Genomic DNA, 25,054 nt, shown 5'->3' with positions numbered 1-25,054 from the left:
GCGAAGGACAGGCCCTAAAGCCTCGGTCCTGGTGCGGGCTCCCGGTAGATCGCCCCAGCCGCCAGTATGCCGCCTGCGAATCCGGACGCATGGCCGATCCAGCTCACTCCCGGTGGGGAGAAGAGGGGTATCAGGCTCGGCAGCAGGCCGCCGTAGCTCACCAGGCTGAACAGCGACAGGGCCAACACCAGCGGGCGCTTCTCCAGAAAACCGATCACCAGCAGATAGCCCAGCAGGCCGAACACCACCCCCGAAAGGCCATGGCTGCCATTGGGCCAGAGCAGCCACACCGGAATGGCGGTGGCGTACACCCCGAGCCACACCGCCAGGTAGTCGCGCCAGCTCTTCAGCAGCACCAGCCAGGACAGCGGCAGGAACCAGAGGGTGTTGCCGATCAGGTGGCCGAAGCCGCCGTGGCTGAACGGCGCCGTGAGCACGCCCATAAACGAGCCACCGGGCTGCATCGGCAGGTTCCACTGGCCGCCGAAGAAGATCTGGTCGATCAGCTCCTGGCCCCAGGGCACCGCCACCACCAACAGCGGCAGCCAGAAGGTCTGCTGCAGTTTGACCATCACACCGGAGCCGTTCGCCATCAGCGGCAGCCGCGGGAGAAACGGCGGGCGAAGGCATGAGCGGAGAGATGGCCTGGGGCCGGCTGCAGCCCCGGCAGGATTGGAAGCGGCATCGTTAGCCAACGCTCCTTGGCGCGTCCGACGCTATCGGGTAGGGGCGCCTGGGGCGGGCCGGCTGGGCGGGCTGCCCAGACTTGACCAGCGTTGCCATTGTTTTTCTCGAAGTTGGGAGTTTCCCCGGAACGTCATGGCCGCTCCTGCTTCCTCCAACAACCCCTCGTTCAAGGATCCGCTGGCTCCATCCCCATCTCCACCTTTGTCCCCGCTCACGCCCCCTCCTATGGGCGCCGAGCCCCAGCAGCGTCAGGGGTCGATTCGGTTTCCGCTCGCCTGGATGGGCTCGCTGGTGGTGGTGGACGGCAGCTTCCTGCTGGCTGCCGCCGCCATTCACCAGCCAGGCTGGGCCAGTGCCGTGTTGGTGATCGCGGCGGTGATCAACGTGCCGCTCTTCCTCGGCGCGCTGCTGCTGCTGCGGGGCAAGTTCTGAGCCATCACACTGACGGGAGCACAGCCAGGACCATGGAGCGCGTCGCTGACTATCCCCGTCCCCCCGCCCTCGTGGCGAGCACAGCCCATGTGGAAGTGCAGGCCCTGGGCAGGCGGCTCGCCGACAGCCACCGCTCCCTGCTGGTGAAGGAAACCTTCCATCCCCCCACGGTCTACCTACCACCGGAGGCCGTGGAGCTGGAGCTGCTGGAGGCGGTGCCGGGCCGCAGCTTCTGCGAGTGGAAGGGGCTGGCCACCTACGTGGATGTGGTGCTGGACGAGCGGCGCCTGCGCCGTGCCGGCTGGACCTACACAGATCCCACGCCGGCGTTCCGTGAACTGGCCGGCTGGTTCAGCTTCTATCCGGCCCTGATGGACGCCTGTTTCCTCGATGGTGAGCAGGTGACGCCGCAACCCGGAGGCTTCTACGGTGGCTGGATCACCTCGCAGGTGTGCGGCCCGTTCAAGGGAGATCCACGGCACCCAGAGCTGATCTGATTGGATCTGATTGGATCTGATCTGCCCGGGCCCCCCACCAGCAGCCGATCCGATCCGGAGCATTGTGGAATTCCCTTGAAGGTGTACGGTGAGGTGTCGGCCGAAGCTCCGCGAGGGGCCGATTCATTCAACGGTTTGTTTCAGCGGCTTCCTCCAAGCTGGCTCAACCCACCTGTTTCATCGCCTGGCTTCAGCGCCAGGCAAGAGCTGCATGGCTTTCCGGGATTCCGGTCTTCCTCTGCTCATGGTCAATCCGGCTCCGGCCTTCCTCCCTTGATGGCCCTTTCTCACCCAGCGCGTGAGGCGGCTTGTTCGGTGACTGGATCCAACGGCGCCTCGTGGCCGGATCCGGTGTTTCTGCGTCAAGCCCGGGCTTTCTGGGTCCGTGCCGTGCTTGCTCCTTGCTCCTGGGCGTTTCCACGCCCCGCTTTGTCACTTCATCCAACGTTCTTGACCCGTTTTCCTTGACTCGTTTTTTCGTGCCCACTGTTTCCATGACCATCACCACCTTGCCCACCACCACCAGCCCGGCGACACGTACCACCCGATCGGCCCGCCGCCAGGTAGTGCCGGCCCCGGCCGCCACCAGCGCCCTGTTCTGCTGCATTGATCGCGCCAGCCACTTCGCCGGCCTGGCCTCCATGGCCTCGAAAGCGCGTCGCAGCAAGGAGCGCGCCCACCAGCCACTCAGCTGGGCTGAGCTGCTCGGCGAGCGCTGAGCACCGAGCACATCCTCCGAAACGGGCGCCGTTATCGGCGTCCAGAGGAATCAAGGAGCCACGCCCTGGTGCCGGGATCAATCAACGCGATTGGCGCCCAAGCAATGCCGTCAGCCTGACAGCGTCGGGTTGCTGAACCAATCATTTTCTGAAGCCCGGCCCGGGGGTTGAGGCCGACGCCGTCGTTCGGGCTGACGCCCTGACCCTGAGGGAGGTGCCCCCCCTCAGGCCCTTGCCTCAATCACTGGAGCCTGTGGCCCGGCGGCGCCGGCCAACGCTTCCGCGAGGGCGGCCGCCACCGACTGCAGGCGATCACGGTTGCGATCCCACAGGACGAACTTGAAGCAATCCGGTATGTCGCGGATGTGCAGAACCTGGGCGTGTTTCAGGTGCTCTGCGTTGCGTTCGTGGCAGGCCCGCAGGCGGTAGTTCGGGATCGTTTCGCAGAGGTGATGGATGTTGTGGAAGCCGATGTCGGCGGTGAACCAGTTCAGGATCGGCGGCAATAACAAAAGGCTCGTGCCATCGAGAGCGCCGGTTAAGCCACTCCAGCCCTCGGTGCGATGGGCATAGGAGGTTTCGAAGTTGTGCTGCACGAAGAAGATGCAGATGAACAGCGCCGCCGAGCAGGCCATCACAATCGAATACACACTCCAGAAACGTCCGGCCCCCAGCCAACGGGAGAGCAGCACCCAGCCGCTGATCACGCAGATGTTGTTGAGCAGGAGATCAACAAACTGGGAAGAGGAATACCAGTGCTTTGAGGTGTGGGTGCTGAGCAGTTTGTTCAGGGGCGTGCGCGGGTTCTGGCGCCAGGTGCGCGCCGCATGGCGCAGCGCATCCACACTGCCAAGCAACAGGGCCACGCGGGGCTTGATCACCAGATAGAAGAAGCCACCGGGAAAGAGCATCAGCGGGTGACGCAGAAACTGGTAAAAACGCTGCTGGCCGGCTGAGAGGTTGAGGAATTCGTCTACCGAAATCAGCGCCGATGGGCCGCGGTAGAGCTCCCAGTTGCCGTTGTGGCGGTGGTGATAGGCGTGCCCTTCCGACCAGGGATGCTGCGGAATGGCATTGATCACACCCAGCAGGAAGCCCGCGCCCCGGTTCATCCAGGCGGTGCGGAAAAGCGAGCGGTGGCCGCAATCGTGCATCAGCGAAAAGCACCGCCCGGAGAACAGCACCATCACCACCAGCAACGGGGCGCACAGCCAAGGCTGACCTGCTGCCAGCAGCCTCATCACCAGCGCCCACAGCAACAGGTAGGGCACCACGGTGTTGACCAGCTGCCAGGCAGCGATGCGGTCGTCGCTGCGGCAATAGGGGGTGAGGATGAAATCGGAGCGGCGCACGCGGCGGGATGGCAGGGCCTGGCCTGCTTGTGGCTGGGCGGCAACAGAAGGCCTGCTCTGCGCAGCCGCAGCACGTGACCTCGGGCCCGGCGCATTGGCGCCAGGTTGGGTGGAAGCGGTGACGAACGGGGTCATCGTTGGGGGGCGGCTGCCGCCGAAGCCGTGGGGGGACGGAGAAGGGGGCTGCAGGTCAGCAGCAGTTGAAGGCTCAGGCGCGGGCCTCGGAATCACGATGATTCCCCGATGGTAGGCAGGCCTGCTGCGTAACGAAGCCACCAGCCATGGCCGCACCACGGCGCAGGCCATTCAGTGCCGCCACTCACGCGGCCAGCGCCGCGCTTGCCAGCATGGGTGGCCTCATCAGCGCCCCATGCTCCGATCGCAGCGCCAGATCCTTCTCGATGCCAGCGCCGGGCTGTGGGAGGGCACCTTCATCCGGCTGGATGGTGCAGGGATCGAAGCTGAGCGCTTTCCCACCGGACTGGAGGTGCGGGAGGTGGACGGCAACGTGGAGGCCGCCCTCACCTACCGCCACACCGGCCGGGTGGCCACGATGCGGTTTGAGGAGCCTCCCGCCGAGATGGAGATCTCCCCACAGGGGCACTGGAGCCTCGGCCCCGACAAGGTCGGCCCCTGGAGCTGTCTCACCGAGCTCTGCCTCGTGCACGGCGAGCGGCGCCGGCGGGTGGTGGTGCGGCACGGCGCCGAGCGCCTCGAAGCCGTGGTGCTGGTGGTGGAAGCCCGCCCCGGCATCCAGGAGGAGGCGCCGGCAGCGCCCCATCGGGTGCGTCGCCAGCCCGCCGGCGGCAGCCGGGAGCTCTGGCAGCTGGAGGCGAACCTGCAGCTGGAAACCACCAACCCGCGCCTGCCGGGTGAACCGCTGATCACGGAACTGCGCTGGACGCCGGAGCCAGGGCTGGTCCACCACCTGCAGCGGGCCTACGGCCCCCACGGGCTGCCGCTGCCCCAGCTGCCCGCGTTGGCTTCAGCGTTCAGGCCACGCTGACGCCCTTCCAGAAGGCCACCCGTCCGGCGATCTCCTCCGCGGCTGGCTTGGGCGACGGGTAGAACCAGGCGGCATTGACGTTCACCTGGTCTCCCACCACCACGTCGTAGTAGTGGGCTTCCCCCTTCCAGCCACAAACGCTGCGGTGCGTGGAGGGGCGGAAGCATTCCGGCCGCAGGGCCTGCGGCGGGAAGTAGGCATTGCCTTCGAGCTTGACGATGTCGTCACTGGAGGCGATCACGCAGTCGTTCCAGCGGGCTTCCATGGAAAAGGCACAGGGATGCTCCATTTTCGGGCCTTTCGCAGAGGGTTGTCGCGCCGGGCCGCGCTGCCGCTGATGTGGCCACCTCAGCGTGTGCCGGGGTGTGGCTCCCGCCGCAGCGCCTGCGCGCCCTGCATCAACCGCTCGGCTGTGGCCTGGTAGAGGCGACTGGCTTCGGCGGCGTCATGGCCGATGCAAGTCATGCCGAGCTTGCCGTACTGGGACAGGCAACCCAGCAGGTGGAACAGGCTGCCGCGCAGCTCCGCGGGATCGAAGTGCAGCCCCGCCACGGCCACGATGTCGATCAGGTCGATCGGCAACAGACCGCGCAGGCGGGCATCGCAAAGGTTGTCGGTGGCCACATAGCAGAGCTCCTGGCCCGTGGGCGAATGGAACACGCCACTGACCGGATCGATCCTGCCGTTGGTGGCGTAGCGCAGGGCCATGAACGGATGGGTGGTGCCCCCTTTGCGCAGGTTCACCTCGATCGCCTGCACATCCCACTGCTCAGCGAAGCGGCGGGCGATGAAATCCACCGCGAAGCGCTCCAGCGCGCCCTCCTGCGCAAGCGCTTCCCCCACCGCCCGCCCATGGCGCAGCAGCGCCTCCCGGTAGGCGGTGTCGGCGGGGAAGCGGCAGCCCTGATAGGTCTGCCCGTTCAGACCGCCGAGGATCTGCTCGTGGGTGGAGAGCATCTCCACCTGCCCGCCCGGGTGGATCGTGCCCTGCACGCTGGGTGAGCTGAGCGCCTCTCCCCCCTGCAGCCAGGCCTCCACCAGGGCCCCCTGCTCCACCAGCAACTGCTGCCACTGGGGCGGCGGCATCGGCAGCACCTCCAGCACCTGACGCAGCAGCCGGCGCCGTTCGCCGCCACTGCGTTCCGCCAGCTGCAGCGGCCCCAGCTCCAGCGGGGCGTTGCCTTCGCCACTGAAGCCTTCGTTCAGCTTCACCACCACCCGCTCCAGATCCGGATGGGCCTCCCACAGGGCAGCGGTGGCCTCGCTGAGGGCGTCGAGATCGTGCACCAGCGCGCTGCCGGCCGGATGGGGCACCCCGCAGCGGCGGAACAGCTCGCGGCTGCCCGCCTTGCTGCCCCAGCGCCCCAGGCCGGGATCGGTGCCCAGCAGCGGTACCTGCAACCGCACCGAGAGTTCCTTCTCCAGTGGCGTCACGTTGAAGCAGGTCATGAAACTGCGGCCTGGCCGCAGCCGCTCGCGGATGCGCTGCAGCAGGGCGGGCCGCTCCAGCAGTTTCTGGGTGAGGGGCCGCGGCGAGGCGTCGTCGGTGTCGAACAGCTGCAACCGGCGCCGGGCGTGGGAGGCGGGCACCCCCGGCAGCAGCTCCAGCACCGCATCCACCACCAGATCGGGCAGCAGCTTGCTGGTGAGGTACACGGCCTGGACGCCGGGATGCCGCAGGCTGATCAGCGAGAACAGCTGCCGCTCCTCGTAGTGGTGAGCGCCGGCCACCAGATCGATCTGGTTCTGGTCCAGGCTCAACGACGGCACCACCAGCAGATCGCAGCCCTGGGGATCGAGGCCATCGCTGGCGCCCACATCCAGCGCCCCCCAGGCGGGCCGCAGCTGCTGTTGGAGTTCCTCGAAGGTGAGCGGCATGGTGGGAGGGCAGCGGCTCAAGTCTTGAGCAGGGAGTGGAGCGGAGCTGGCATCTGGGCACCGTGCTCCTCCACCACCCGGCCGATCTGCAGCAGCAGCCGTTGCTGCAGGTCCCAGGCAGTGGCCATGTCGCCATCGCTGGCGTGGCAGAGCAGCCGCAACTGCAGGCTGGACTCGCCGTAGCCCACGAAGTGCACCGCCAGGGTCTTGTCGTGATCGATGGCGGGATCGGCGGCCAGCTGGTGCTGCAGGGCGTTGATGATCGCCTCCAGCACAGGGCGATCTTCGTAGCGCACGCCGAAATCGATCCAGATCCTGCGGTTATCGATGCGGGCGATGTTGATCACCGGCTGGGTGGTGAACAGGCCATTGGGAATGAACACCGGTTGCCGCTCGGGATCGCGCAGCTGGGTGTAGAACCAGCCGATCTGAACCACGGTGCCGGTCAGCTCTTCGGAGGGGATGCGGATGAAATCCCCCACCACGAAGGGGCGGTTGATGTAGAGGCTGATGCCGCTGAGGGCGTTCTCCACGATCGTCTTGGCGCCGAAGCCGAGGGCCGCCGCCCCGAAGCCGCCGGCGGTGGCGAGCAACGCCGTGGGGGTGCCGAGCAGCCGCAGCAGCTCCAGGGTGATGATCACCGCCACCAGAATCGCGATCAGCTTGTCGGCCAGGTCGAACAGGAACAGGCGGTCGCGCTCGGGCAGGTTCGGGAACACCTGCTTGGAGTAGGTGTCCACCCGGCGCAGCAGCTCCCCCTTGCAGCGCAGCACCGTCCAGACCAGGCCGATCACGATCAGCCCGTCGCGCACCTCCAGCCCGCCGCGCGGCAGCGGCAGCAGCTCGGTGCCGATCAGCGTGGCCACCCACCAGCCCACGCTGGCCAGCAGGATCGTCAGGCAGAGGCTGAGCCGGCTGCGCATCAGCAGGGCCCGGGCCAGGGAATCCCGCCGCAGGCGTGTGCCGATCAGCTGCAAGGCCACCCACACCGCCACCGCCAGCAGCAGGCCGGCGATCGGTATCGGGAAGCGGGGGGGCAGCAGGGCAGGCACCGGCATGGCGGCCGTGGTGGCTGCCCGACACCCTACGGATCAGGCTCCGGCGATTTATGGATCAGGCTCCGGCGCCACCAGCTCCCAGAGCAGATCAGGCCCGCAGCGGCTCAGCTGTTGGCCCGTCCACAGCCGGGCTTCCGCCAGGTCCGCCAGCTCCAGATCACCCAGCGGCGTGCGGGCGGCCGCCCCACCAAGCAACCGCGGCGCGATCACGACCGCCAGCCGCTGCACGCAAGCCTGCCGCAGGGCGGCCGCCGCCAGGCTGGGCCCGCATTCCCACAGCACCTGGTTGCAGCCGCGTCCAGCCAGGGCCTCCAGCAGCGGCCGGGGTTCGCAGGCGCTCAGCTCCAGCGTTTCCACACCGAGGGCCGCCAGGGCCTCACGGCGCTGGTGCGGTGCCTCCGGGCCATGGGCCACCAGGGTGCGGGCCTGCGCCTGGTTCCAGAGCTGCATTGGCAGGCCGGGCAGCTCCAGCTGGCGGCTGAGCACCACCCGCAGCGGTTCGGGCTGGCGCCGGCCGCGGCTGGTGAGCAACGGGTTGTCGGCCCGCACGGTGCCGCCGCCCACGATCACGGCATCGCAGCGGGCCCGCAGACGGTGCACCCAGTCGCGGGCGGCGGGGCCGGTGATCCACTGGCTCTGCCCGCTGGGCAGGGCGGTGCGCCCGTCGAGGCTCATGCCCCACTTGAGCAGGCCCAGCGGCCTGCCGTTGAGCACCCTGTGCACGAAGGCGCGATTGAGTTCCAGGGCCTGCGCCTGACGCACCCCGCCGATCACCTCCACCCCCGCCTGCCGCAGCCGGGCGAGGCCACCGCCCGCCACGCGCGGATCGGGATCCTCCATCGCCACCACCACCCGGCGGATGCCGGCGGCGATCACGGCCTCGCTGCACGGCGGCGTGCGGCCGTGGTGGCAGCACGGCTCCAGGGTCACCAGCAGGGTGCCTCCGCGGGCCCGCGCACCGGCCTGGGCCAGCGCCCCCACCTCCGCATGCGGCTGCCCGGCGGCGGCATGGAAGCCCTCCCCCACCAGGGTGCCGTCGGCGCTGAGCACCACGGCGCCCACCATCGGGTTCGGGCTGGTGCGGCCCCGGCCGAGGGCAGCCAGTTGCAGCGCCCGGTCCATCCAGGCCAGCCAGGGGCGGTGGCCGGAGTCAGCCGGCGCCGCGCTCAAAGGGGCGCGTCCGGCAGCTGCCGCCATTCAGCCACCACGTAGGGAGGAACCAGCAGATCGGTGAACCCGCCGCGCAGCCGCAGCCGCAGCGGCCGGTCGCGGTCGAGGTCGGCCAGCAGCGGCGCCAGATCGAATTCGGCCGCTGCCGCCCGGGCATCGGCTGTGAGCTGGGGATTGGCGAGGGTGAGATCGGCGAGCTCCCACTGGAACACCCCGGAGCGCACCGCCAGCGGGGTGGGGTGATCGAGGCGCAACTTGCCCGGGTAGCCCACGATGCGCAGGCGCAGCGGGCCGCCGGGTGGCCCCTGCCGGTAGCCCACCAGCTGCCAGCTCTGGTCGTCGAGATCCCGCAGGCTCTCGAGGCTGCGCACCACCGGCGCGCCGTTTTCGTCGGGATGGCTGTGAATCTGGGCGAAGGCCGCTGGGGCCAGGCCGATCAGGCCAGCCAGTGCGCCCAGGGCCAGCAGCAAGGAAAGCGCGAGGGTGAGCGCCCGGAAGTGCAGGGGGCTGCTCATGACTGACGGGCACTGCCCGGAATCGGTTGCCACTGGGTGTGTGTAGCCCACAGAGCCCAGATCGCCATCGCCCGTAGATAGTGGCAGGCGCGGAAGGTGCCTGCGGCGGTGAGGGCTTCGGGGGTGCGGAACTGCAGCCCCCCGTCGTACACCTGCTGCACCACGGCGCCGGTGATCGCCAAGGCGGTGCCGGTCTGGCCCATCAGCCGGTAGTAGGCGGCCAGGCCGAAGTTGATGCCGGTCCACACTTCCAATGGGTGGGTGCCGTTGGGGTCGAGCGGCGTGCCGTCGCGGCGCAGGCCATTGGCCACCCCGAGACTGCCGCCCTCGAAGCGCTCGAAGCAGGCCTCGCGGATCGCCGTGAGCGAGGACAGCGCATTGGAGTCGCTCACCACCGGCGGCAGGTTCAGCAGGCGGGCGTAGAAGTCGCCGCAGAGCTGATCGGCCATCACCACCGGCGTGCCGCTGCCGGCATCGATGCGGTAGTACTCGCCGTTCCAGAGCAGGCGGTCGAAGTTCGCCCGCGACTGCTCCAGCCAGTCGCTGAACTGCCGCTGCTCCGCGCTGGTGTCGAGCCCCAGATCCAGCTGCAGCCGCTGCCCCATCGCCAGGGCCGCCTCCAGTGCCGCGATCCAGAGGGCGCCGCAATAGGTGCTCACCCCCTGCAGCGCCCAGTCGTCGAAGGTCTGGTCCGGCGCGCCGCCGTTATCGGGCAGGCCGTCGTCGTTGATGTCGAAGGTCTTGAGGTACTGCAGGGCCTGCACCGCGGCGGGCCAGCAGTCGGCCAGGAAGCGCAGGTCGCTGCCGGTGGGCGCCAGCTGGAAGGTGCGCCACACCTGCAGCACGAAATCACTGGCCAGGTCCTTCCAGAGGTTGCAGTCCTGGTAGGCGGTGTAGTTGGTGGCATCAAAGGGCCGCTCGTTCGGAGCGCCCAGATCGTGGGGCGTGGCCCCCGCCAGCTTGCGGGCCGCCTCCACCCGCCCCTTGCCCTGGGTGAAGTACCAGCCGATCGGTCGTGGCGTGGCGTCGGCGGCGGGGATGGCCCTCGCGAAGCTGCGCAGCACCGCCTTGTCGAGCTCGGGCCAGAGCTGCAGCAGGGCGAGGGAGCCGTAGAGGCGCACGTCGAGGCTTTCATACCAGGCGTAATCCAGGCACTCGAGCACCCCGAAGCGGCCCACCGGGTCGGCGGGGGTGGCGGCGGTCCAGAGGCTGCCGCCGCTGGCGAGGTCGTAGAGCTCGTTGAACAGCGCCATGCGGATCGGCTCGGGCAGGTCGCTGCGCTCCAGCACCGGCTGCTGCCAGGCCTCGATCGCCTCGCGCCACTGGGGCCAGTCGCGCAGGGCCTCGGCGGCGATCGCCGTGGCATTGGTGCCACTCCCACCGAACACATCGGTGTAGCGGCGCAGCGCCTGCTGGCCGCTGGCGAAGGCGGTCACCGGCAGGTCCCAGCTGATCACCACCGGCAGCTCGATCGTGGCCCCGGGCTCCAGCCGCAGCCGCAGGGCGATGGCCGCACTGGCCTGTTCGCCGGCGCTGCTGCGGCGGTCGTTGTCACTGGCGGGAATGGAGCCGTTGCGGGCGAACGGGGCCCAGATCTCGGCGCCGCTGCCGGTGGGATCCCAGCGGCTGCAGCGCAGCACCTCCACGCCGGGCAGGTCGTCGGGCACCGCCACGCACCACTGGCCTTCCCCTTCGGCGATCGGCGTGCTGATCGGCCCCTCCAGCAGCACCCCCTTCAGGCCGGGCTGGTTGACCTGCCGGTTGCGCTGGCCGGCGCCATGGCCGATCGCCGGCACGTAGCTGTGCTCGGGGCTGCCGTCATCACGGAAGGTGACGGCGGCGCTGGGATCAGTGTTGGTGAACCAGCCGGTGGTGTTGCGCCAGCTCACCAGCAGCGAGAGGTCCAGCGGCGCTTCGGTGGGATTGCTGAGCAGCCAGCGGAACACGGCCACCGGGTAGCTGCTGCGCGCGTAGTCGCCCGGCAGGATCGGGCTGAAGGCTTCGCAGCAGACACCGGCGCGGAACACGCCGCTGTGCTGGAACCAGCTGAGCGGGTAGCGGGCGGCGTAGGTGCCGGTCTGCTGCTCGGCGCTGCTGGCCGGGTACCACTGCCAGGCAGGCAGGGGGTTCTCGCCGGAGCCCGGCCGGGAGTCGTCCTGCTCCGGCGCCGTGGCCAGCGCCATGGCCAGCGGTGTGGTGCCGTCGCTTTCGAACAGGGCGAACTGGCAGTCGGGCAGGGTGCCGAACCAATGCTCACCGCCATCGAGGTGCCAGAGATTCACATGGCCGGCGGAGCTGCGGCCGATGCAGCCGGCGCCGAAGCCGCCCAGCGGCATGCCGTGCCAGGGGCCATCGTCCAGGTTGCTGGCGTAGCGCACCGTATAGGGCGAGTCCCAGCCCAGGCCGAAGGGCCGCTGCCAGCTGGCCGGCGGCGCCTGCCACCCCTCCTTGCCGCCCCCGCGTCCCAGCAGCGTCTGGAGAGCGGAGAAGCCGAAGCGCGCCATGGTGCTGCACAAGGTGGGGCCAGCTTGTCAGAGCTGGCCGTTGCTGTCCTGGTCGATCAGGGCGTCGAGGGTGACGGCCGAGCGCACCAGGGCCTGGTAGCGGGCCACCACCCGCCGGTTGCGCTCCAGCCACTGGCCGGCTTCGCCCGGGTTGCCGCTGAGGGCGGCCCCATCGCCGTCGAGCAGCTCCAGATCCCCCTGCTGCGCCAGCAGGGCCAGCACCAGTTCGTGGATCCGCTGGCGACGGCTGCGGATCGCGGCATCGGGCGGCTCGGCCATGGCGGAACGGGGGGGCGGCCATCATGGCCGGATTCCCTCGCCGCCCTGCCGGCATGAGCAGCGACCCGCAGGCCGGCCGGCGGCAGCAAGGCCCGCCGTTGCAGGTGATCGGCACTGACGCGGGCGGCCTCGCCTCCCTGTCCGCGGCGGCGCTGGAGCTGGTGCGGGGGGCGTCCCTGCTGGCGGCACCGTCCCGGCTGCATCCCGGCCTTGAGGCCCGGCTGGCCGCCTGGGCAGCGCAGGCAGCTGCGGCCACTGAAACTGCCGAGGCCGTCGAGCCCGGTGAGGCCATCGAGGCCACCACCCGCCCCACCCTCGCCTGGAAGCCCCCGCGTCTGCTGGCCAGCGACCAGCCCGAGCCGCTGCTCGCGGCCCTGCAGCAGGCCCTTGCCGCTGGCGAGTCGGTGGTGCTGCTGGCCAGCGGCGATCCGCTCTGGTTCGGCATCGGCCGGTTGCTGCTGCAGCACATTCCGCCGGAGCGCCTGCACTTCCATCCGGCGCCCACCAGCCTGCAGCTGGCCTTCGCGCGCCTGGGCCGCCCCTGGCAGGACGCCGGCTGGGTGAGCCTGCATGGCCGCGAGACGGAACCCCTGGCCCAGCGGCTTCAGCAGCGACCGGCGGCGCTGGCGGTGCTCACCGACCCCTCCCGTGGCGGTGCCGAAGAGGTGCGCCACCTCCTGCGGGCCAGCGGCCTGGAGGCCGCCTACAGCCTGTGGCTGGCCGAGCGGCTGGGACATCCGCAGGAGCGGCTGATGCGGCTGGCCCCCACCGCACCCCTGCCCAGTGATCTCGATCCGCTGCACCTGGTGCTGCTGATCGCCGAGCCCCCGGCCGCTCCCGATCCGGCCGGCCTGCCCCTGTTCGGCCTCGATGACGGCCTCTGGCTGCAGCATCCCGATCGGCCCGGCCTGATGACCAAGCGGGAGGTGCGGATCCAGCTGCTGGCTGACCTGGAGCTGCCGGCCGAGGGCGTGCTCTGGGATCTGGGGGCCGGGGTGGGCTCGATCGGCCTGGAGGCCCTGCGCCTGCGGCCCCAGTTGCAGCTGTGGGCGGTGGAGCGGCGCGGCGGCTCGGCGGCGCTGATCCAGGCCAATGCCGAGCGGCTGGGGGTGCGGCCCGCCGGCGTGCTGGAGCTGGAGGCGCTGGCGGCCTGCGCTCCTGGCGAGCACCCCTCCCCCCTGCCCGACCCCGACCGCGTGTTGATCGGGGGTGGCGGCCGCGGCCGCGCCGCACTGCTGGCGGCCGTGCTGCAGCGCCTGCGGCCCGGCGGTGTGGTGGTGATCCCGCTGGCCACCGTGGAGGCGCTGGCGGAGCTGCGGCCGGTCCTGGAACGGGGCCAGCTGGAGGTGGGTGTGAGCCAGCACCAGGCCTGGCGCGGTGCGCCCCTGGCCGACGGCACCCGCCTGGCGCCGCTCAACCCGGTGCTGGTGCTGAAAGGGCGCCGCTCAGTGGCCGGGGCCTGAGCGCGGCGGTACGGCCTGCAGGCGGCGGCTCCAGGCAAAGGCGGTCGGCAGGGCGGCCAACGGCAACGGGCCCACTTCCGCCAATCCAATCCTGCGCATCCGCTGAGCTGCTTGCCCCAGCTTTCCCTGATGCAGCCGCTCTGTGCTTGACGCTCGGTCCGCACTGTTCAGCGCTCACCGTTCAGCGACGAAGCGCTCCGTGCTCAGAGAATCAGTGCTCAGAGATCAGTGCTTACTCTTTTCGGTCTGTGGTTCGCCACGCACCGATCAGCGGCCAGCACCCCGGCCGGGGAGCCAGCGCAGGGGTGCCGGGCTGCCCACCACGATCCCGAGCCGCTGGGCTTCGTGAGCCTGGAGCTCCACCACCCCATCGGCGGGTTCCGCCGGCCCGTAGCTGGGGCATGGCAGGCGTGGACAGGGCGGCACGGCTGGATCGATGGCGATCACCCGCCCCTGGCGCAGGTAGATCAGGTCGAGTGGCTGGGGAACACGGTGCATCCAGAAGCTCACCGGTGTGGGCGGATCAAAGCGAAACCACATGCCCCGCAACGGGCCGAGCGGGGGCCGCTCCATCAACCCCAGGGCCATCTGGCGCACGCTGCGCGGCACCTCCAGCTGAATGCAGCCACCAGGCCTGGCGGGATGCTCCAGACACCATTCCGCTTCCAGCGGCAGAAACTGCGGGGGCCCCTGCGCAGTGGATGCCGCGCCGGCCGCAGCGGCCCCTATGACCCCAACCGGCCCGACCACCACCGCCAGCACGCCCAGCCCCATCACCCGGAGCAAGGCCCCCCGCCCGATCACTCGTAAGGGACCACTGAGGGCCGTCAAGGCTGCGGGCCTCTGACCGCTGGAGCGCAGGGGGGTGGGTGTCATGGCGCCGGCTTGCCGCTGGGAAGCTGACGATCGCAGAGGCAGTAGCCCCGCCCCCGCACCGTATGGATCAAGCGGCGCTCACCCCCTTCCTCGAGCTTCTGGCGCAGGTAGCGCACATACACCTCCACCACGTTGCTGGCAGCTTCGGTCTGGTCGTCCCAGGCTTCCCGCAGGATCTGCTCGCGGCTCAGCACCTCGCCCGCCTGGCGCACCAGCAGCACCAGCAGCCGGTATTCACGGCCCGTGAGGGTGAGCACGCGGTTGCCGCGCTGGACGCGTTTGAGGGTGGGGTCGAGCCGCAGATCGGCCACCTCCAGGACGGCCTTGATCGGCAGGGGTTGCACGCGCCGCTGCAGGATCAGCCGCAGCCGCGTCAGCAGATCGCTGGCACCGGCCGACGACAGCCAGAAATCATTGGCACCGGCGCTGAGGCACTCGGAGCGGCCCTCCACGCTGTCCTCGACGATGTCGAGCAGCAGGGGCACCTGCTCCATCGTGAGCCGCAGGGCAGGAATGCTGAGAGCGCCGATCTCCCCAGACAGCAGCACCGCGGCGGCGGGCTCGGGCAGGGAGCCCGCCAGGGCGGTGCTGTAACCGGAGGCTTCGAGCCGCGGCGCCATCGCTTCGGCCTCCGGGCCGATCAGCAGGATCAACGGCTGGCTCACGCCCGCTCATCCCCGATCTCCGGGCGCGGGCCGCCGCCGCCGTGCTCATGGCTGTCGGGTTTGGCCACATGGGGCAGGCCCCAGCCCAGCTTGTTGCGCAGCACCTGGAAGAACTCGTGGTCCTGCAGTCGCACGAAGCGGGCCGTATGTTCACTGCGGCGGATCAGCACCCGGTCTTCCGGCCACACGTAGCAGCCGGCACTGCCGTCCACCACCATCATCAGCCGCTCGGGCGTGGCGGGGAACACGGTCACCGGCTCCCGGTCGCTGAAGACCAGGGCGCGGGACGCCAATGAATGGGGCGCGATCGGGGTGAGCTGCAGCACCGGGCAGTCGGGGGTGATCACCGGACCGCCGGCGGAGAGGGCATAGGCGGTGGAGCCTGTGGGGGTCGAGAGAATCACCCCGTCGGCCGAGATGTCCACCGGCACGTGGCGGCCGATGGCGATCTCGAAGTGGCACATGCTGGTGAGCGGCTCCCGGTGCAGGGCCATTTCGTTGAGGCAGAGCACCTCCCAGCGGCGATGCTCCCCCCGCATCACGCTCACCACCAGCATGGTGCGCTCCTCCACCGTCCAGTTGCCCTGCAGCAGCTGGTCGAGGGCCGCATCGAGCTCGTTGAGGTAGGCCTCGGCCAGGAAGCCCATGTGGCCGGTGTTGATCGTCAGGATCGGCACCCCGATCGGGGCCGTCTGGCGGGCGGCGGAGAGCACGGTGCCATCCCCGCCGAGCACCACCGCCAGTTGCATTGCCCCATGAAAACTGGACGGCACGCAGGCGGCGTAGCCGAGGCTGCGCAGGTGCGTGTCGGGGTTGGCGAAGCCCACCATGCCGCCGGAACTGCTCACACGCACCACCGTGCTGCCGGCGGCGATGAAGCGCGCCTCGATCGCATCGGCGGTGCGGACGGCCACAGCCTTGCCGTCGTTGACGATCAGTCCGACGCAGGGCACCGATCGCGCGCAGGGGTTTTGAGAGTTTATGAGGGGGGTCCGGCTCTCAGTGGTGGTGCTGGTGTGGGGATCCTGGCGGGCACTCCGCAGGGTCAGAACTGTTCGAGGAAGCGCAGATCGCTGGTGTAGAGGCGGCGGATGTCATCAATGCCGTGGCGCACCATGCAGAAGCGCTCCACCCCCAGTCCGGCGGCGAAGCCACTCCAGCGCTCGGGGTCCAGTCCCAGCCCCTCCAGCACCGCCGGATCAACCATCCCGCAGCCCATCACCTCCAGCCAGCGGCCGCGCCACTGCACGTCCACCTCGGCGGAGGGTTCGGTGAAGGGGAAGTAGCTGGCGCGGAACCGCACCGGCAGGTCGCCGAAGAAGGCCTGCAGAAAGGTGGTGACCGTGCCGCGCAGGTGGCTGAAATCCAGCCCTTCGTCGATCGCCAGCACCTCCACCTGGTGAAACACCGGCGAATGGGTGGCATCCACCGCATCCCGTCGGTACACGCGCCCCGGCGCGACGATCCGCACCGGCGGTGGGTTCTGCTCCAGATGGCGGATCTGCACCGGTGAGGTGTGGGTGCGCAGCAGGGTGCTGGCCGTCAGATAGAAGGTGTCCTGCATGTCCCGCGCCGGGTGGTGGGGCGGGATGTTGAGCGCGGTGAAGTTGTAGTGGTCGGTCTCCACCTCCGGGCCTTCCTCCACCCGATAACCGAGGCCCGCAAAGATGTCGACGATCTCCTCGGTGGTGGTGATCAGTGGATGGCGGTGGCCGGCGGGCACGTAGCGGCTCGGTGCGGTCACATCGAGGCTTTCGCCGCGCAACTTCTCGGCCATGGCGGCCTCGCGCAGCGCCTCCAGCCGCTCGCCCAGCAGGGCCTGCAGTTGCTCCTTGAGCCGGTTGGCCCGTTGTCCCACCAGCGGCCGCTCCTCGGCCGAGAGCTTGCCCATGGCGCCGAGCACCGCCGAAAGCCGCCCCTTCTTGCCCAGCAGCGCCACCCGCAACTGCTCCAGGTCGGCGGCGGCGGGAGCTGCCCGCACCTCGGCAGCCGCTTCTGCCTCAAGGGCATCGAGTTGATCGGTGAGCTGCTGGAGGGTGATCGTGGCGCTCACGGAGGGGTGGCGTAGCGGCTCGACTGTACGGATCCGGGCCGCCTAGGTTGCCGCCAGGCTGGATCCCTCCACCTCTGCCGCCGCTGTGCTCGCGCCGATGCATCCCCTCCGCATCCTGATCAGCAACGACGACGGGGTGTTCGCCGAGGGCATCCGCACCCTGGCGAATGCCGCCGCCGCCCGGGGGCATCGGGTCACGGTGGTCTGCCCCGACCAGGAACGCTCCGCCACCGGCCACGGCCTCACGCTGCAGACCCCGCTGCGGGCGGAACGGGCCGATGCCCTGTTCGCTGAAGGGGTGGTGGCCTGGGCCTGCAGCGGCACCCCTTCCGATTGCGTGAAGCTGGCCCTGGGCCGCCTGTTGGCGGAACCGCCCGATCTGGTGCTCTCCGGCATCAACCACGGCCCCAACCTGGGCAGCGATGTCTTCTATTCCGGCACGGTGTCGGCGGCGATGGAGGGCACCCTGGAGGGCCTTAAGGCGCTGGCGGTGAGCAGCGCCTGCTTCGACTGGCGCGAGTTCGGCCCGGCGGCGGGGCTGGCGCTGGAGGTGGCCGAGCAGATGCTCGCCGGTGGCTGGCCCGAAGGCCTGCTGCTGAACCTGAACGTGCCGGCCCAGCCCGCCGCTGCGATCGGCCCGGTGCGCTGGTGCCGTCCGGCGGTGCGCCGCTACGTGGATCAGTTCGATTGCCGCACCGATCCGCGCGGCCGCACCTATTACTGGCTCGCTGGTGAGGTGGTCAACGATCTGGAGGCGGCCACCGCCGGCCCGCGCGACTGGCCCACGGATGTGGAGCAGGTGCACAGCGGTGGTGCGGCGCTCACGCCGCTGCAGCCGGAACTGTTCTGGCGTGGGGCGCTGTCGCAGCTTGCGGCACTCGATCCCCTGCTGGTGCAGGGGTCCCTTTCAGCCGGGCCGCTCTGACGGCAGCGGCCTGTAGACCCGCTGCAGCAGCCACAGGCTGAGCAGCAGGCCCACCAGATGGGCGAACAGCACCTGGGTGTTGCTCAGCACTGAGAGCATCTCGATCGAGGTGATCGGCAGGCCCATCACCCTGCTGCCGGTGCCGCCAGGCGTCGTGATCTGGGCGCCGAAGAAGCCGGGCACCTGCATGGAGGCCTGCACGAACAGGCTGCCGGCCAGGGCCTGGTAGCCCACTGCTGCCAGGGTGAGGCCCAGCAGATCGCCCAGCACGCTGCGCTTGATCAGCCGGCCGGTTTCACCGCGGCTGGGCCGCACCGGGCTGGCCAGGGCGCGGCCGCAGCGCACCATCAGCCAGCCCTGCCAGAGGCTCCAGAGCAGCACGAAAAACGACAGCGTCGTGAGCGACAGCCCGGGGCCCAGTCCCAGGGCCCGCTGGGTGTTGGCCATCAGCCGGGTGCCGATGTTGTTGAAGATCAGCACCCCCACCACCACCACGGACAGCACCACCTGGGTCCAGAAACGGATCCAGGCCATGCGACGCACCGCCGCGGATACCAGCTGGAGATCGAGGCGATCGGCCATCGGCGGCGCTTGCGCGGGGAAAGGCGAATGGCAACAAACTTGGCATGGCCGGCCACCCGTGCTGCGAGGCCCTGACCGCCGGGCCACAGCGCCCGGCGCCGCGTGGAAGGATGGACCCCCGCGGGAACCGTCTGGACAGTTGATACCGCTGCGATCTCCCCAGGATGCCCTGACCCCCACCGCCGTCGCCCTTGGGAGCTTCGACGGCCTGCACCAGGGTCACCAACGGGTCATCGCCTCGATCGCTGCCGCCCCCACCGCTGGCCTGGTGCCCACGGTGGTGAGCTTCTGGCCCCATCCCCGCGAGCTGCTGCATGGCGAGCCCCGCCTGCGCCTCGATCTGCCCAGCGAGCAGCTCTCGCTGCTTCAACCCTTCGGCATCCGCCAGCTGGTGATGGTGTCCTTCACCCGCGAGCTCGCCTGCTTCACACCGCAGGAGTTCGTCGAACGGATTCTGGTGGCGGCGCTGCAGTGCCGCGAGGTGGCAGTGGGAGAGAACTTCCGCTTCGGCGTGAACCGCTGCGGTGATGCGGCTGCCCTCGTCGCGATCGGCGCCCAGCACGGCCTGAAGGTGTCGGTGCTGCCGATGCTGTGGGATGGCAGCGAGCGGGTGAGCAGCAGCCGCATCCGCAGGGCCCTGGCCGCTGGCCGGATCGATGAGGCCGGGCGGCTGCTGGAGCGTCCCTACCGGTTCAGCGGCACTGTGGGGCGCGGGCGCCGGCTGGGCCGCACGCTCGGCTGGCCCACGGCCAACCTGGCGGTGGACGGGCGCAAGTTCCTGCCGCTGGAGGGGGTGTATGCCGCCCTGGCCTGGACCCAGGGTGGCGGCCCTATGGCGGCGGTGATGAATCTGGGGCCGCAGCCCACGGTGGACCCCCTGGCGCCCTCGGCGGTGGAGGTGCACCTGCTGGATCGCCAGATCGAGCTGGAGGGGCACGTGCTGGAGGTGCAGCCGCTGGAGCTGCTGCGTTCCCAGCAGCGGTTCGAGAGCCTGGAGGCCCTCAAGGCCCAGATCGGCCGGGATGCCGAGCAGGCCTGGGCGCTGATGCCCGAGCGCGTGCTTGAGGCGGCGGTGGCCAGATCAGCCGGCGGGATAGGCGTTCGTGAGGCCCCAGCTGATGAAGGCCGCGATGCCGCCCAGCAGCAGAATCCCTGAAACCAGCACCCACATCGGGCTGTCGCCGCCGCCGGAATTCATGGGCTCTGGGAATGGTCCCCCACCCTAACGAGCCCATTCCGTCCCGTCCCCCCATTCCCGCCGCGCCATCACGGCGCTGTCCGCCCACTTGCCACCACCTGGCTGGCTCGACGCCTCACTGGCTCACCTCCACGCCGTCTCATTGCCTCACGGGCCCGCCGCCTCGCGGCCTCACCGTTGCCCGCCCTATCCCTGCCTCTGTACCGATGGACTTCCCTTCCTCTGCCTCCGCTCCACAGCTGGCGGAGCCGGCCGTGCTGCGCCTGCTGGACGCCAACCTCGACCGGGCCCGGGAGGGGCTGCGGGTGATCGAAGACTGGTGCCGCTTCGGCCTCGGCCGCGACGACCTGGTGACCCGCAGCAAGGACATGCGCCAGCGGCTCGGCCGGCGCCATCAGGACATCTATAAGCAGGCGCGCCACAGCGCCACCGATCCGGCGGCGGGCCTGGCCCATCCGGCCCAGCAGCAGCGGCTTGGCTCGGCGGCAGTGCTGGGGGCCAATGCCGCCCGGGTGCAGGAAGCCCTGCGGGTGCTTGAGGAATTCGGCCGCAGCAGTGATCCGGAGCTGGCGGCTGAGGCCTCAGCGCTCCGCTACCTCGCCTACGACCTGGAAGTGGCCGTGCTGCAGGCCACGGCGGGCCTGGGCCACCGCCGTCAGCAGCTGGCCTCCTGCCGGCTGTATCTGATCACCAGCCCCTGCCAGACCCTTGAAGCTCTCGAAACCACGGTGGCGGCTGCCCTGGAGGCGGGGGTCCGCCTGGTGCAGTACCGGGCCAAGCAGGCCGACGACAGCCAGCGCTTCGCCGAAGCCACCGCCCTGCGCCGGCTCTGCGCTCGCCATGGCGCCCTGTTCCTGGTGAACGACCGGGTGGATCTGGCCCTGGCGGTGGACGCCGATGGCGTGCACCTGGGCCAGGGGGATCTGCCACCGGCGATCGCCCGTCGCCTGCTCGGGCCGGAGCGCCTGATCGGCCGCAGCACCCACTGCATCGAGCAGCTGCGCCAGGCCGTGACCGATGGCTGTGACTACGTGGGGGTGGGGCCCGTGCATGCCACACCCACCAAGCCCGGCCGCGCGCCGGTGGGGTTCGCCTATCTCAGTGAGGCCGCGGCGGAGAGCCCGCTGCCTTTCTTCGCCATCGGCGGCATCGAGGCCGCCACGCTCGCGCCGGTATTGGCGGCCGGCGCCAGGGGCGTGGCGGTGGTGCGCGCGATCATGGAGGCCCCCGATCCGGCGGCGGCCAGCCGCGAGCTTCTGGCTGCCCTGCCACCACTTCACTCAGCACCATTTCCCTCACCACCCCTGCCCTGAACTCCGTCGCCTCCACCACCTCTTCGCCCTTCCGCTGCCGTGACCCTCTCTCTGAAACTCAACGGTGAGGCCCGCCAGTGCCAGGCAGGTCTCAGCCTGCAGGAGGCGCTGAAGAACTTCGGCTACGAGCCCCGCCTGGTGGTGGTCGAGTTCAACGGCACGGTGCTGGCCCGGCGGCATTGGCCGGAGCAGACCCTCAACGATGGAGACGTTCTGGAAGTCGTCACCATCGTGGGGGGTGGTTCCTAGATTCGAGCCATTCGCAGCGGCAACTGACGTGTCCTCTCCCCAAGCCACCGGCCGTGCCAGCGCGGGGCGCCTGCGCCTGTCGGCCTGGCTGGTGCTGCCGTTCCTGCTCAGCACCCTGGTGATGTTCGCTGCGCCGCAGCCGAGCCAGGCCGCCAGCGGTGGCCGCATCGGCGGCGGCAGTTTCCGTTCCGCCCCCTCCATGCCGCGTAACTTCAGCGGCGGTGGTGGCGGGAGCTTCGGGGGTGGCGGCTACCGGGGCGGCGGTGGCGGCTTCGGCGGCGGCATCGGCTTCCCCTTCCTGATCCCGATCTTCGGCTTCGGCGGCGGCGGCCTGTTCGGCTTCCTGGTCCTGATGGCGATCGTGGGCGTGATCGCCAACACCCTGCGCGGTGGGGGTGGCGGCGCGCTGACCGGCGGCAATGGCGGCGGGGCGATGGTCGCTCCCCGCGCGGACGGCCCCGTGGCAGTGGCGCAGCTGCAGATGGGACTGCTCGCCACAGCCCGCGATCTGCAGAGCGACCTGCGCCGCCTGGCGGCACAGGCGGACACCGGCAGCAGCGCCGGCCTGCAGCGGGTGCTGCAGGAAACCACCCTGTCGTTGCTGCGCAACCCCGATCTCTGGGTGTACGCCAACGTGGAAGTGGGTCAGGTGCCCTTTCCCAGCGCCGAAACCACCTTCAACCGCCTCTCGATGACAGAGCGCAGCAAGCTGCGCCGCGAGGTCACCTCCAATGTGGGCGGCAAGCGCTTCCAGGATGCCGCCGCGCCGGTGGGCAACGCCGATGCCACCAGCGATTTCATCGCCATCACCCTGCTGGTGGCCAGCCGCGGCCGCATCCCGATCAAATCCGCCAGCACTGCCGACGACCTCCGCAACGCGCTTGGCGTGCTGGGAGCTGTGAGCTCCACTGATCTGCTGGCCCTCGAAGTGATCTGGCAGCCCGAAGGCGAGGGCGAAGTGCTCAGCACCGAGGAACTGCTTACCGCCTACCCACAGCTGCAGCACCTCTGAGCCTCAGCCACGGCTGCACGCGCCACACAGCCATAGCCGTTCAACCCCTGCAAAGGCCAAGCAACGGCTGCACCCGCTCGATCCCATCAGTTGAACCGGCTGTCGGCCACAGCCGGTTCAACCGCTTGAGCTGGCAACCCGCTCAGTTATCGCCCTGTTCCCTTGTGTTGAGGATGCGCAGAGCGGCCATGGCGGCGCCGTAGCCGTTGTCGATGTTCACCACGGCAAGCCCTGGCGCGCAGCTGGCGAGCATGCCGTGCAGCGCCGCCATGCCGCCTGCACTCACGCCGTAGCCCACCGACACCGGCACGGCGATCACCGGCTGGGGCAACAGCCCGGCCACCACGGTGGGCAGGGCCCCTTCCATGCCGGCGCACACGATCAACACGCGGGCACGCCGCAGCCGCTCCAGCTTGCCGAGCAGGCGCTGCAGTCCCGCCACGCCCACGTCAACCACCAGGTCGTGGGCAATGCCGTGGCAGCGCAGGGCCAGGCCCGCCTCCTGGGCCACAGCCAGATCGCTGCTGCCGGCGCACACCACCGCCACCGACGGCGTGGCAGCCACGGGCGGCTCGCTGCTGCCCTCCTGCAGGCCGAGCGTCAGGCAGCGGGCGATCGGGTGATAGGCCAGAGCCCGCTCTGCCGGTAGCGGCGGCAGCGCCTCTCGGCAGAGAACGGCCACAGCGGCAGCCTTCTCGTCGCTCACGCGCGTCACCAGAACGGTCTGGGCGGTCTGGGCCAGCCGCAGCAGGATGGCGGCCATCTGTGCGGCGCTCTTGTCCTGGCCCCAGATCGCTTCTGTCATCCCCAGCCGCAGCGGACGCTCCAGATCGAGCTCGGCCACCCCAGCAATCAGGCCGGGCCCCGGGTTGTGCTGAGACGCGATCTCGGGGTCGTTGTGGGGAGGGATCGGCCCGGTGTCGAAGGTGTTCATGGTTGCGGCAGCAGTTCGGCGCTGCCCAGCAGCGCAAAGGGGTTGTCTGCGGTGGCGGGCAGAGCCAGACAGCGGCGTGCCTCCGCCTCGAAGCGTTGCTGGGGCTCCGCCAGGCTGGTTTCTGCAAGGCCATGCCAGTCGGACGCCCGCCGCCAGCGGATCAGCAGCACGCCTTCCGTGTCGCGGGCGTTCCAGAACAGCTCTCGGCCCGCGAAACCCTGCTGCCGCTCCAACCAGGGCCCCCACCCCACCGCTTCAGCCTGCAACCAGCAGTTGCGCTGCTCTGCCGGCACCCGCAACCGCAAGAACTCGAAGGCTCCAGCTTCAGCTCTTGCGCCTGCGCCGGCAACGCCCGTCGTGGCATGAGCCATGGCCGGGTGCAGCCCAGGGGCCACCAGCAGGGCCAACCCCAGGCTGAGCGCCAGCCACCAGCCCTTCATGGTTTCTGCAGCAGGGCGACGGCGTGGCAGGCGATGCCCTCCTGCCGGCCGGTGGGGCCCAGACCTTCGTTGGTGGTGGCTTTCACCCCCACCTGTTCCGGCTCCACCGCCAGCCGTGCGGCGATGGCGGCGCGCATGGCCTCGATGTGGGGCTTGAGCTTGGGCTGCTCCGCCACCACCACCGCATCCACGTTCACCACCTGCCAGCCCCGCTCGCGCACCAGCTCCATCACCCGCTCCAGCAGCAGCAGGCTGTCGGCGCCTTTCCAGCGCGCGTCCTCCGGCGGGAAATGGCGGCCGATGTCGCCGAGGCTGAGGGCGCCCAGCAGGGCATCCATCAGCGCGTGCACCAGTACGTCAGCGTCGCTGTGACCATCGAGGCCGAGCGGATGGTCGAGCCGGATGCCCCCGAGGATCAGGGGACGTCCGCTCACCAGCCGGTGGATGTCGTAGCCGTTGCCGATGCGCAGCTGCATGCCGAAGCCGTGAGGCGAAGCGGAGCCATCATGGGCATTCTCCCTGCGCGGACGCGTCGTCCGCGCAGCCACCCTGCTCCAGCCAGCGCTGGTAGAGATCGGGGCGGCGCTCGCGGGTGCGCTGCAGTTGCTGCTCGTGTCGCCAGTTGGCGATCACCGCGTGGTGGCCGTTGCGCAGCACTTCGGGCACCTCCATGCCGCGAAAGCTGGCGGGGCGGGTGTACTGGGGATGCTCCAGGAGCAGGGCGCTGTGGCTTTCGTCGTCGAGCGAGGCGGCGGTGCCCACCGTGCCGGGCAGCAGCCGCACCACCCCGTTGATCACGGTCATCGCCGGCAGCTCCCCGCCGGTGAGCACGAAGTCGCCGATCGACACCTCGGCATCGGCCAGGCTGCGGATGCGTTCGTCGAAGCCCTCGTAGTGGCCGCAGAGCAGCACCAGCTGATCGCAGCTGGTGGCCCAGTGGCGCAGGTGGGCCTGCTGCAGGGGTTGGCCCTGCGGGCTCATCAGCAACACCGTGCGGCGTTCCAGTTGCGGGATCGCCTCGAAGGCGGCGAACACGGGCTCAGGTTTGAGCACCATGCCCGCACCACCGCCGTAGGGCACATCGTCCACCTTGCAGTAGCGGTCGGTGGCGAAATCGCGGGGGTTGTGGGTGTGCAGGCTGGCCCGACCGGCGGCGAACGAGCGGCCGATCACCCCGAGCCCGCGCAGGGGCTCGAAGGCCTCCGGCACCAGCGTCACGACATCGATCCGTAGGCCGCTCATGGTGC

28 protein-coding genes are annotated in these 25,054 nt (G+C 70.0%); 10 read left to right on the top strand and 18 right to left on the bottom strand.

Features of this window, described 5'->3' with window-relative positions; genetic code table 11:
* Positions 1-14: 14 nt before the first annotated feature.
* Positions 15-593 carry a rhomboid family intramembrane serine protease gene (locus KQ303_RS10660; RefSeq protein WP_259730256.1) on the bottom strand — a complete coding sequence of 193 codons (579 nt, stop codon included), beginning with the start codon at positions 591-593 and terminating at the stop codon, positions 15-17.
* 319 nt (positions 594-912) lie between these two features.
* Here KQ303_RS10660 and KQ303_RS10655 point away from each other — a divergent pair, with 319 nt between their 5' ends.
* From KQ303_RS10655 to KQ303_RS10645, 3 genes are all read left to right on the top strand, one after another.
* Positions 913-1,119: a hypothetical protein gene (locus tag KQ303_RS10655; protein WP_094512635.1), complete on the top strand. Its 207-nt coding sequence runs from the start codon at positions 913-915 to the stop codon at positions 1,117-1,119.
* Positions 1,120-1,151: 32 nt separating this feature from the next.
* Complete coding sequence (locus KQ303_RS10650) at positions 1,152-1,616, top strand: DUF427 domain-containing protein (protein WP_259730255.1); 465 nt, start codon at positions 1,152-1,154, stop codon at positions 1,614-1,616.
* 494 nt (positions 1,617-2,110) lie between these two features.
* Positions 2,111-2,335, top strand: a complete 225-nt coding sequence (locus KQ303_RS10645) for a hypothetical protein (RefSeq protein WP_259730254.1) — start codon at positions 2,111-2,113, stop codon at positions 2,333-2,335.
* A gap of 224 nt (positions 2,336-2,559) precedes the next feature.
* Here KQ303_RS10645 and KQ303_RS10640 read toward each other — a convergent pair whose 3' ends face one another.
* Positions 2,560-3,687 (bottom strand): fatty acid desaturase, encoded by a 1,128-nt coding sequence (locus tag KQ303_RS10640; RefSeq protein WP_259730253.1) that lies wholly within the window; start codon positions 3,685-3,687, stop codon positions 2,560-2,562.
* Positions 3,688-4,057: 370 nt separating this feature from the next.
* Here KQ303_RS10640 and KQ303_RS10635 point away from each other — a divergent pair, with 370 nt between their 5' ends.
* Complete coding sequence (locus KQ303_RS10635) at positions 4,058-4,693, top strand: DUF3598 family protein (protein WP_259730252.1); 636 nt, start codon at positions 4,058-4,060, stop codon at positions 4,691-4,693.
* Here the strand turns inward: KQ303_RS10635 and KQ303_RS10630 are convergent.
* From KQ303_RS10630 to KQ303_RS10600, 7 genes are all read right to left on the bottom strand, one after another.
* A complete protein-coding gene (locus KQ303_RS10630) occupies positions 4,680-4,958 on the bottom strand; it encodes a DUF427 domain-containing protein (protein WP_094512630.1) in 279 nt (92 codons plus the stop codon). The genes KQ303_RS10635 and KQ303_RS10630 overlap by 14 nt on opposite strands.
* A gap of 83 nt (positions 4,959-5,041) precedes the next feature.
* Positions 5,042-6,571 (bottom strand): peptide ligase PGM1-related protein, encoded by a 1,530-nt coding sequence (locus KQ303_RS10625; protein ID WP_259730306.1) that lies wholly within the window; start codon positions 6,569-6,571, stop codon positions 5,042-5,044.
* 17 nt (positions 6,572-6,588) lie between these two features.
* Positions 6,589-7,629, bottom strand: a complete 1,041-nt coding sequence (locus tag KQ303_RS10620; RefSeq protein WP_259730251.1) for a mechanosensitive ion channel family protein — start codon at positions 7,627-7,629, stop codon at positions 6,589-6,591.
* A 48-nt stretch (positions 7,630-7,677) separates the two neighbouring features.
* Positions 7,678-8,751: a bifunctional diaminohydroxyphosphoribosylaminopyrimidine deaminase/5-amino-6-(5-phosphoribosylamino)uracil reductase RibD gene (ribD, locus tag KQ303_RS10615; protein WP_259730305.1), complete on the bottom strand. Its 1,074-nt coding sequence runs from the start codon at positions 8,749-8,751 to the stop codon at positions 7,678-7,680.
* Positions 8,752-8,795: 44 nt separating this feature from the next.
* Positions 8,796-9,314: a DUF3122 domain-containing protein gene (locus tag KQ303_RS10610; protein WP_259730250.1), complete on the bottom strand. Its 519-nt coding sequence runs from the start codon at positions 9,312-9,314 to the stop codon at positions 8,796-8,798.
* A complete protein-coding gene (locus KQ303_RS10605) occupies positions 9,311-11,818 on the bottom strand; it encodes a GH116 family glycosyl hydrolase (protein WP_259730249.1) in 2,508 nt (835 codons plus the stop codon). Before KQ303_RS10605 ends, KQ303_RS10610 begins: the two co-directional genes overlap by 4 nt.
* 27 nt (positions 11,819-11,845) lie before the next feature.
* Complete coding sequence (locus KQ303_RS10600) at positions 11,846-12,097, bottom strand: hypothetical protein (RefSeq protein ID WP_094512626.1); 252 nt, start codon at positions 12,095-12,097, stop codon at positions 11,846-11,848.
* 53 nt (positions 12,098-12,150) lie between these two features.
* On the opposite strand from KQ303_RS10600, the gene cbiE reads away from it, so the two are divergent.
* Complete coding sequence (cbiE, locus tag KQ303_RS10595) at positions 12,151-13,560, top strand: precorrin-6y C5,15-methyltransferase (decarboxylating) subunit CbiE (protein WP_259730248.1); 1,410 nt, start codon at positions 12,151-12,153, stop codon at positions 13,558-13,560.
* 267 nt (positions 13,561-13,827) lie between these two features.
* Here cbiE and KQ303_RS10590 read toward each other — a convergent pair whose 3' ends face one another.
* From KQ303_RS10590 to pheS, 4 genes are all read right to left on the bottom strand, one after another.
* Positions 13,828-14,436 (bottom strand): DUF192 domain-containing protein, encoded by a 609-nt coding sequence (locus KQ303_RS10590; protein WP_259730247.1) that lies wholly within the window; start codon positions 14,434-14,436, stop codon positions 13,828-13,830.
* Positions 14,433-15,101: a response regulator transcription factor gene (locus KQ303_RS10585; protein ID WP_259730246.1), complete on the bottom strand. Its 669-nt coding sequence runs from the start codon at positions 15,099-15,101 to the stop codon at positions 14,433-14,435. Before KQ303_RS10585 ends, KQ303_RS10590 begins: the two co-directional genes overlap by 4 nt.
* Entirely contained in the window at positions 15,098-16,054 is a 957-nt protein-coding gene (locus KQ303_RS10580) for an NAD(+) kinase (protein WP_259730245.1), read from the bottom strand. The genes KQ303_RS10585 and KQ303_RS10580 overlap by 4 nt, the downstream gene beginning before the upstream one ends.
* A 92-nt stretch (positions 16,055-16,146) precedes the next feature.
* The gene (pheS, locus tag KQ303_RS10575; protein WP_094512622.1) at positions 16,147-17,154 is read right to left on the bottom strand and encodes a phenylalanine--tRNA ligase subunit alpha; all 1,008 of its coding nucleotides are present in this window, start codon (positions 17,152-17,154) and stop codon (positions 16,147-16,149) included.
* Between the two features lie 97 nt (positions 17,155-17,251).
* Here pheS and surE point away from each other — a divergent pair, with 97 nt between their 5' ends.
* On the top strand, positions 17,252-18,079 hold the full coding sequence (gene surE / locus KQ303_RS10570; RefSeq protein WP_259730244.1) for a 5'/3'-nucleotidase SurE: 828 nt from the start codon (positions 17,252-17,254) through the stop codon (positions 18,077-18,079).
* Here surE and KQ303_RS10565 read toward each other — a convergent pair.
* On the bottom strand, positions 18,062-18,661 hold the full coding sequence (locus KQ303_RS10565; protein WP_259730243.1) for a DUF3611 family protein: 600 nt from the start codon (positions 18,659-18,661) through the stop codon (positions 18,062-18,064). The two genes, surE and KQ303_RS10565, sit on opposite strands and share 18 nt — an antisense overlap.
* A gap of 139 nt (positions 18,662-18,800) precedes the next feature.
* Between KQ303_RS10565 and ribF the strand changes: the two genes are divergently transcribed.
* The 4 genes from ribF to KQ303_RS10545 all read left to right on the top strand — a co-directional run bounded on the left by ribF (position 18,801) and on the right by KQ303_RS10545 (position 22,433).
* Positions 18,801-19,817 (top strand): riboflavin biosynthesis protein RibF, encoded by a 1,017-nt coding sequence (gene ribF, locus KQ303_RS10560; RefSeq protein ID WP_259730242.1) that lies wholly within the window; start codon positions 18,801-18,803, stop codon positions 19,815-19,817.
* A gap of 248 nt (positions 19,818-20,065) precedes the next feature.
* Positions 20,066-21,172, top strand: coding sequence for a thiamine phosphate synthase (locus KQ303_RS10555; protein ID WP_259730241.1), 1,107 nt, complete (start codon positions 20,066-20,068; stop codon positions 21,170-21,172).
* A 39-nt stretch (positions 21,173-21,211) separates the two neighbouring features.
* Positions 21,212-21,421: a sulfur carrier protein ThiS gene (gene thiS / locus KQ303_RS10550; RefSeq protein WP_259730240.1), complete on the top strand. Its 210-nt coding sequence runs from the start codon at positions 21,212-21,214 to the stop codon at positions 21,419-21,421.
* 28 nt (positions 21,422-21,449) lie between these two features.
* A complete protein-coding gene (locus KQ303_RS10545) occupies positions 21,450-22,433 on the top strand; it encodes a DUF1517 domain-containing protein (RefSeq protein ID WP_369803013.1) in 984 nt (327 codons plus the stop codon).
* A 142-nt stretch (positions 22,434-22,575) separates the two neighbouring features.
* Here KQ303_RS10545 and larB read toward each other — a convergent pair whose 3' ends face one another.
* Genes larB through trmD form a run of 4 tightly spaced genes read right to left on the bottom strand, consistent with a single transcriptional unit; the run spans position 22,576 to position 25,049 of the window.
* Positions 22,576-23,367: a nickel pincer cofactor biosynthesis protein LarB gene (larB, locus tag KQ303_RS10540; RefSeq protein ID WP_259730239.1), complete on the bottom strand. Its 792-nt coding sequence runs from the start codon at positions 23,365-23,367 to the stop codon at positions 22,576-22,578.
* On the bottom strand, positions 23,364-23,807 hold the full coding sequence (locus KQ303_RS10535) for a TIGR03792 family protein (RefSeq protein ID WP_259730238.1): 444 nt from the start codon (positions 23,805-23,807) through the stop codon (positions 23,364-23,366). Before KQ303_RS10535 ends, larB begins: the two co-directional genes overlap by 4 nt.
* A complete protein-coding gene (ispF, locus tag KQ303_RS10530; protein WP_259730237.1) occupies positions 23,804-24,283 on the bottom strand; it encodes a 2-C-methyl-D-erythritol 2,4-cyclodiphosphate synthase in 480 nt (159 codons plus the stop codon). The genes KQ303_RS10535 and ispF overlap by 4 nt, the downstream gene beginning before the upstream one ends.
* Before the next feature lie 28 nt (positions 24,284-24,311).
* Positions 24,312-25,049, bottom strand: coding sequence for a tRNA (guanosine(37)-N1)-methyltransferase TrmD (trmD, locus tag KQ303_RS10525; protein WP_259730236.1), 738 nt, complete (start codon positions 25,047-25,049; stop codon positions 24,312-24,314).
* Between the last annotated feature and the right edge of the window lie 5 nt (positions 25,050-25,054).

This window comes from Synechococcus sp. CS-1333 (assembly GCF_025128015.1).
Lineage (GTDB): Bacteria > Cyanobacteriota > Cyanobacteriia > PCC-6307 > Cyanobiaceae > MW101C3.
The sequence above is the reverse complement of the archived record's forward strand: the minus strand, read 5'-3'. Positions and strand labels throughout refer to the sequence as shown.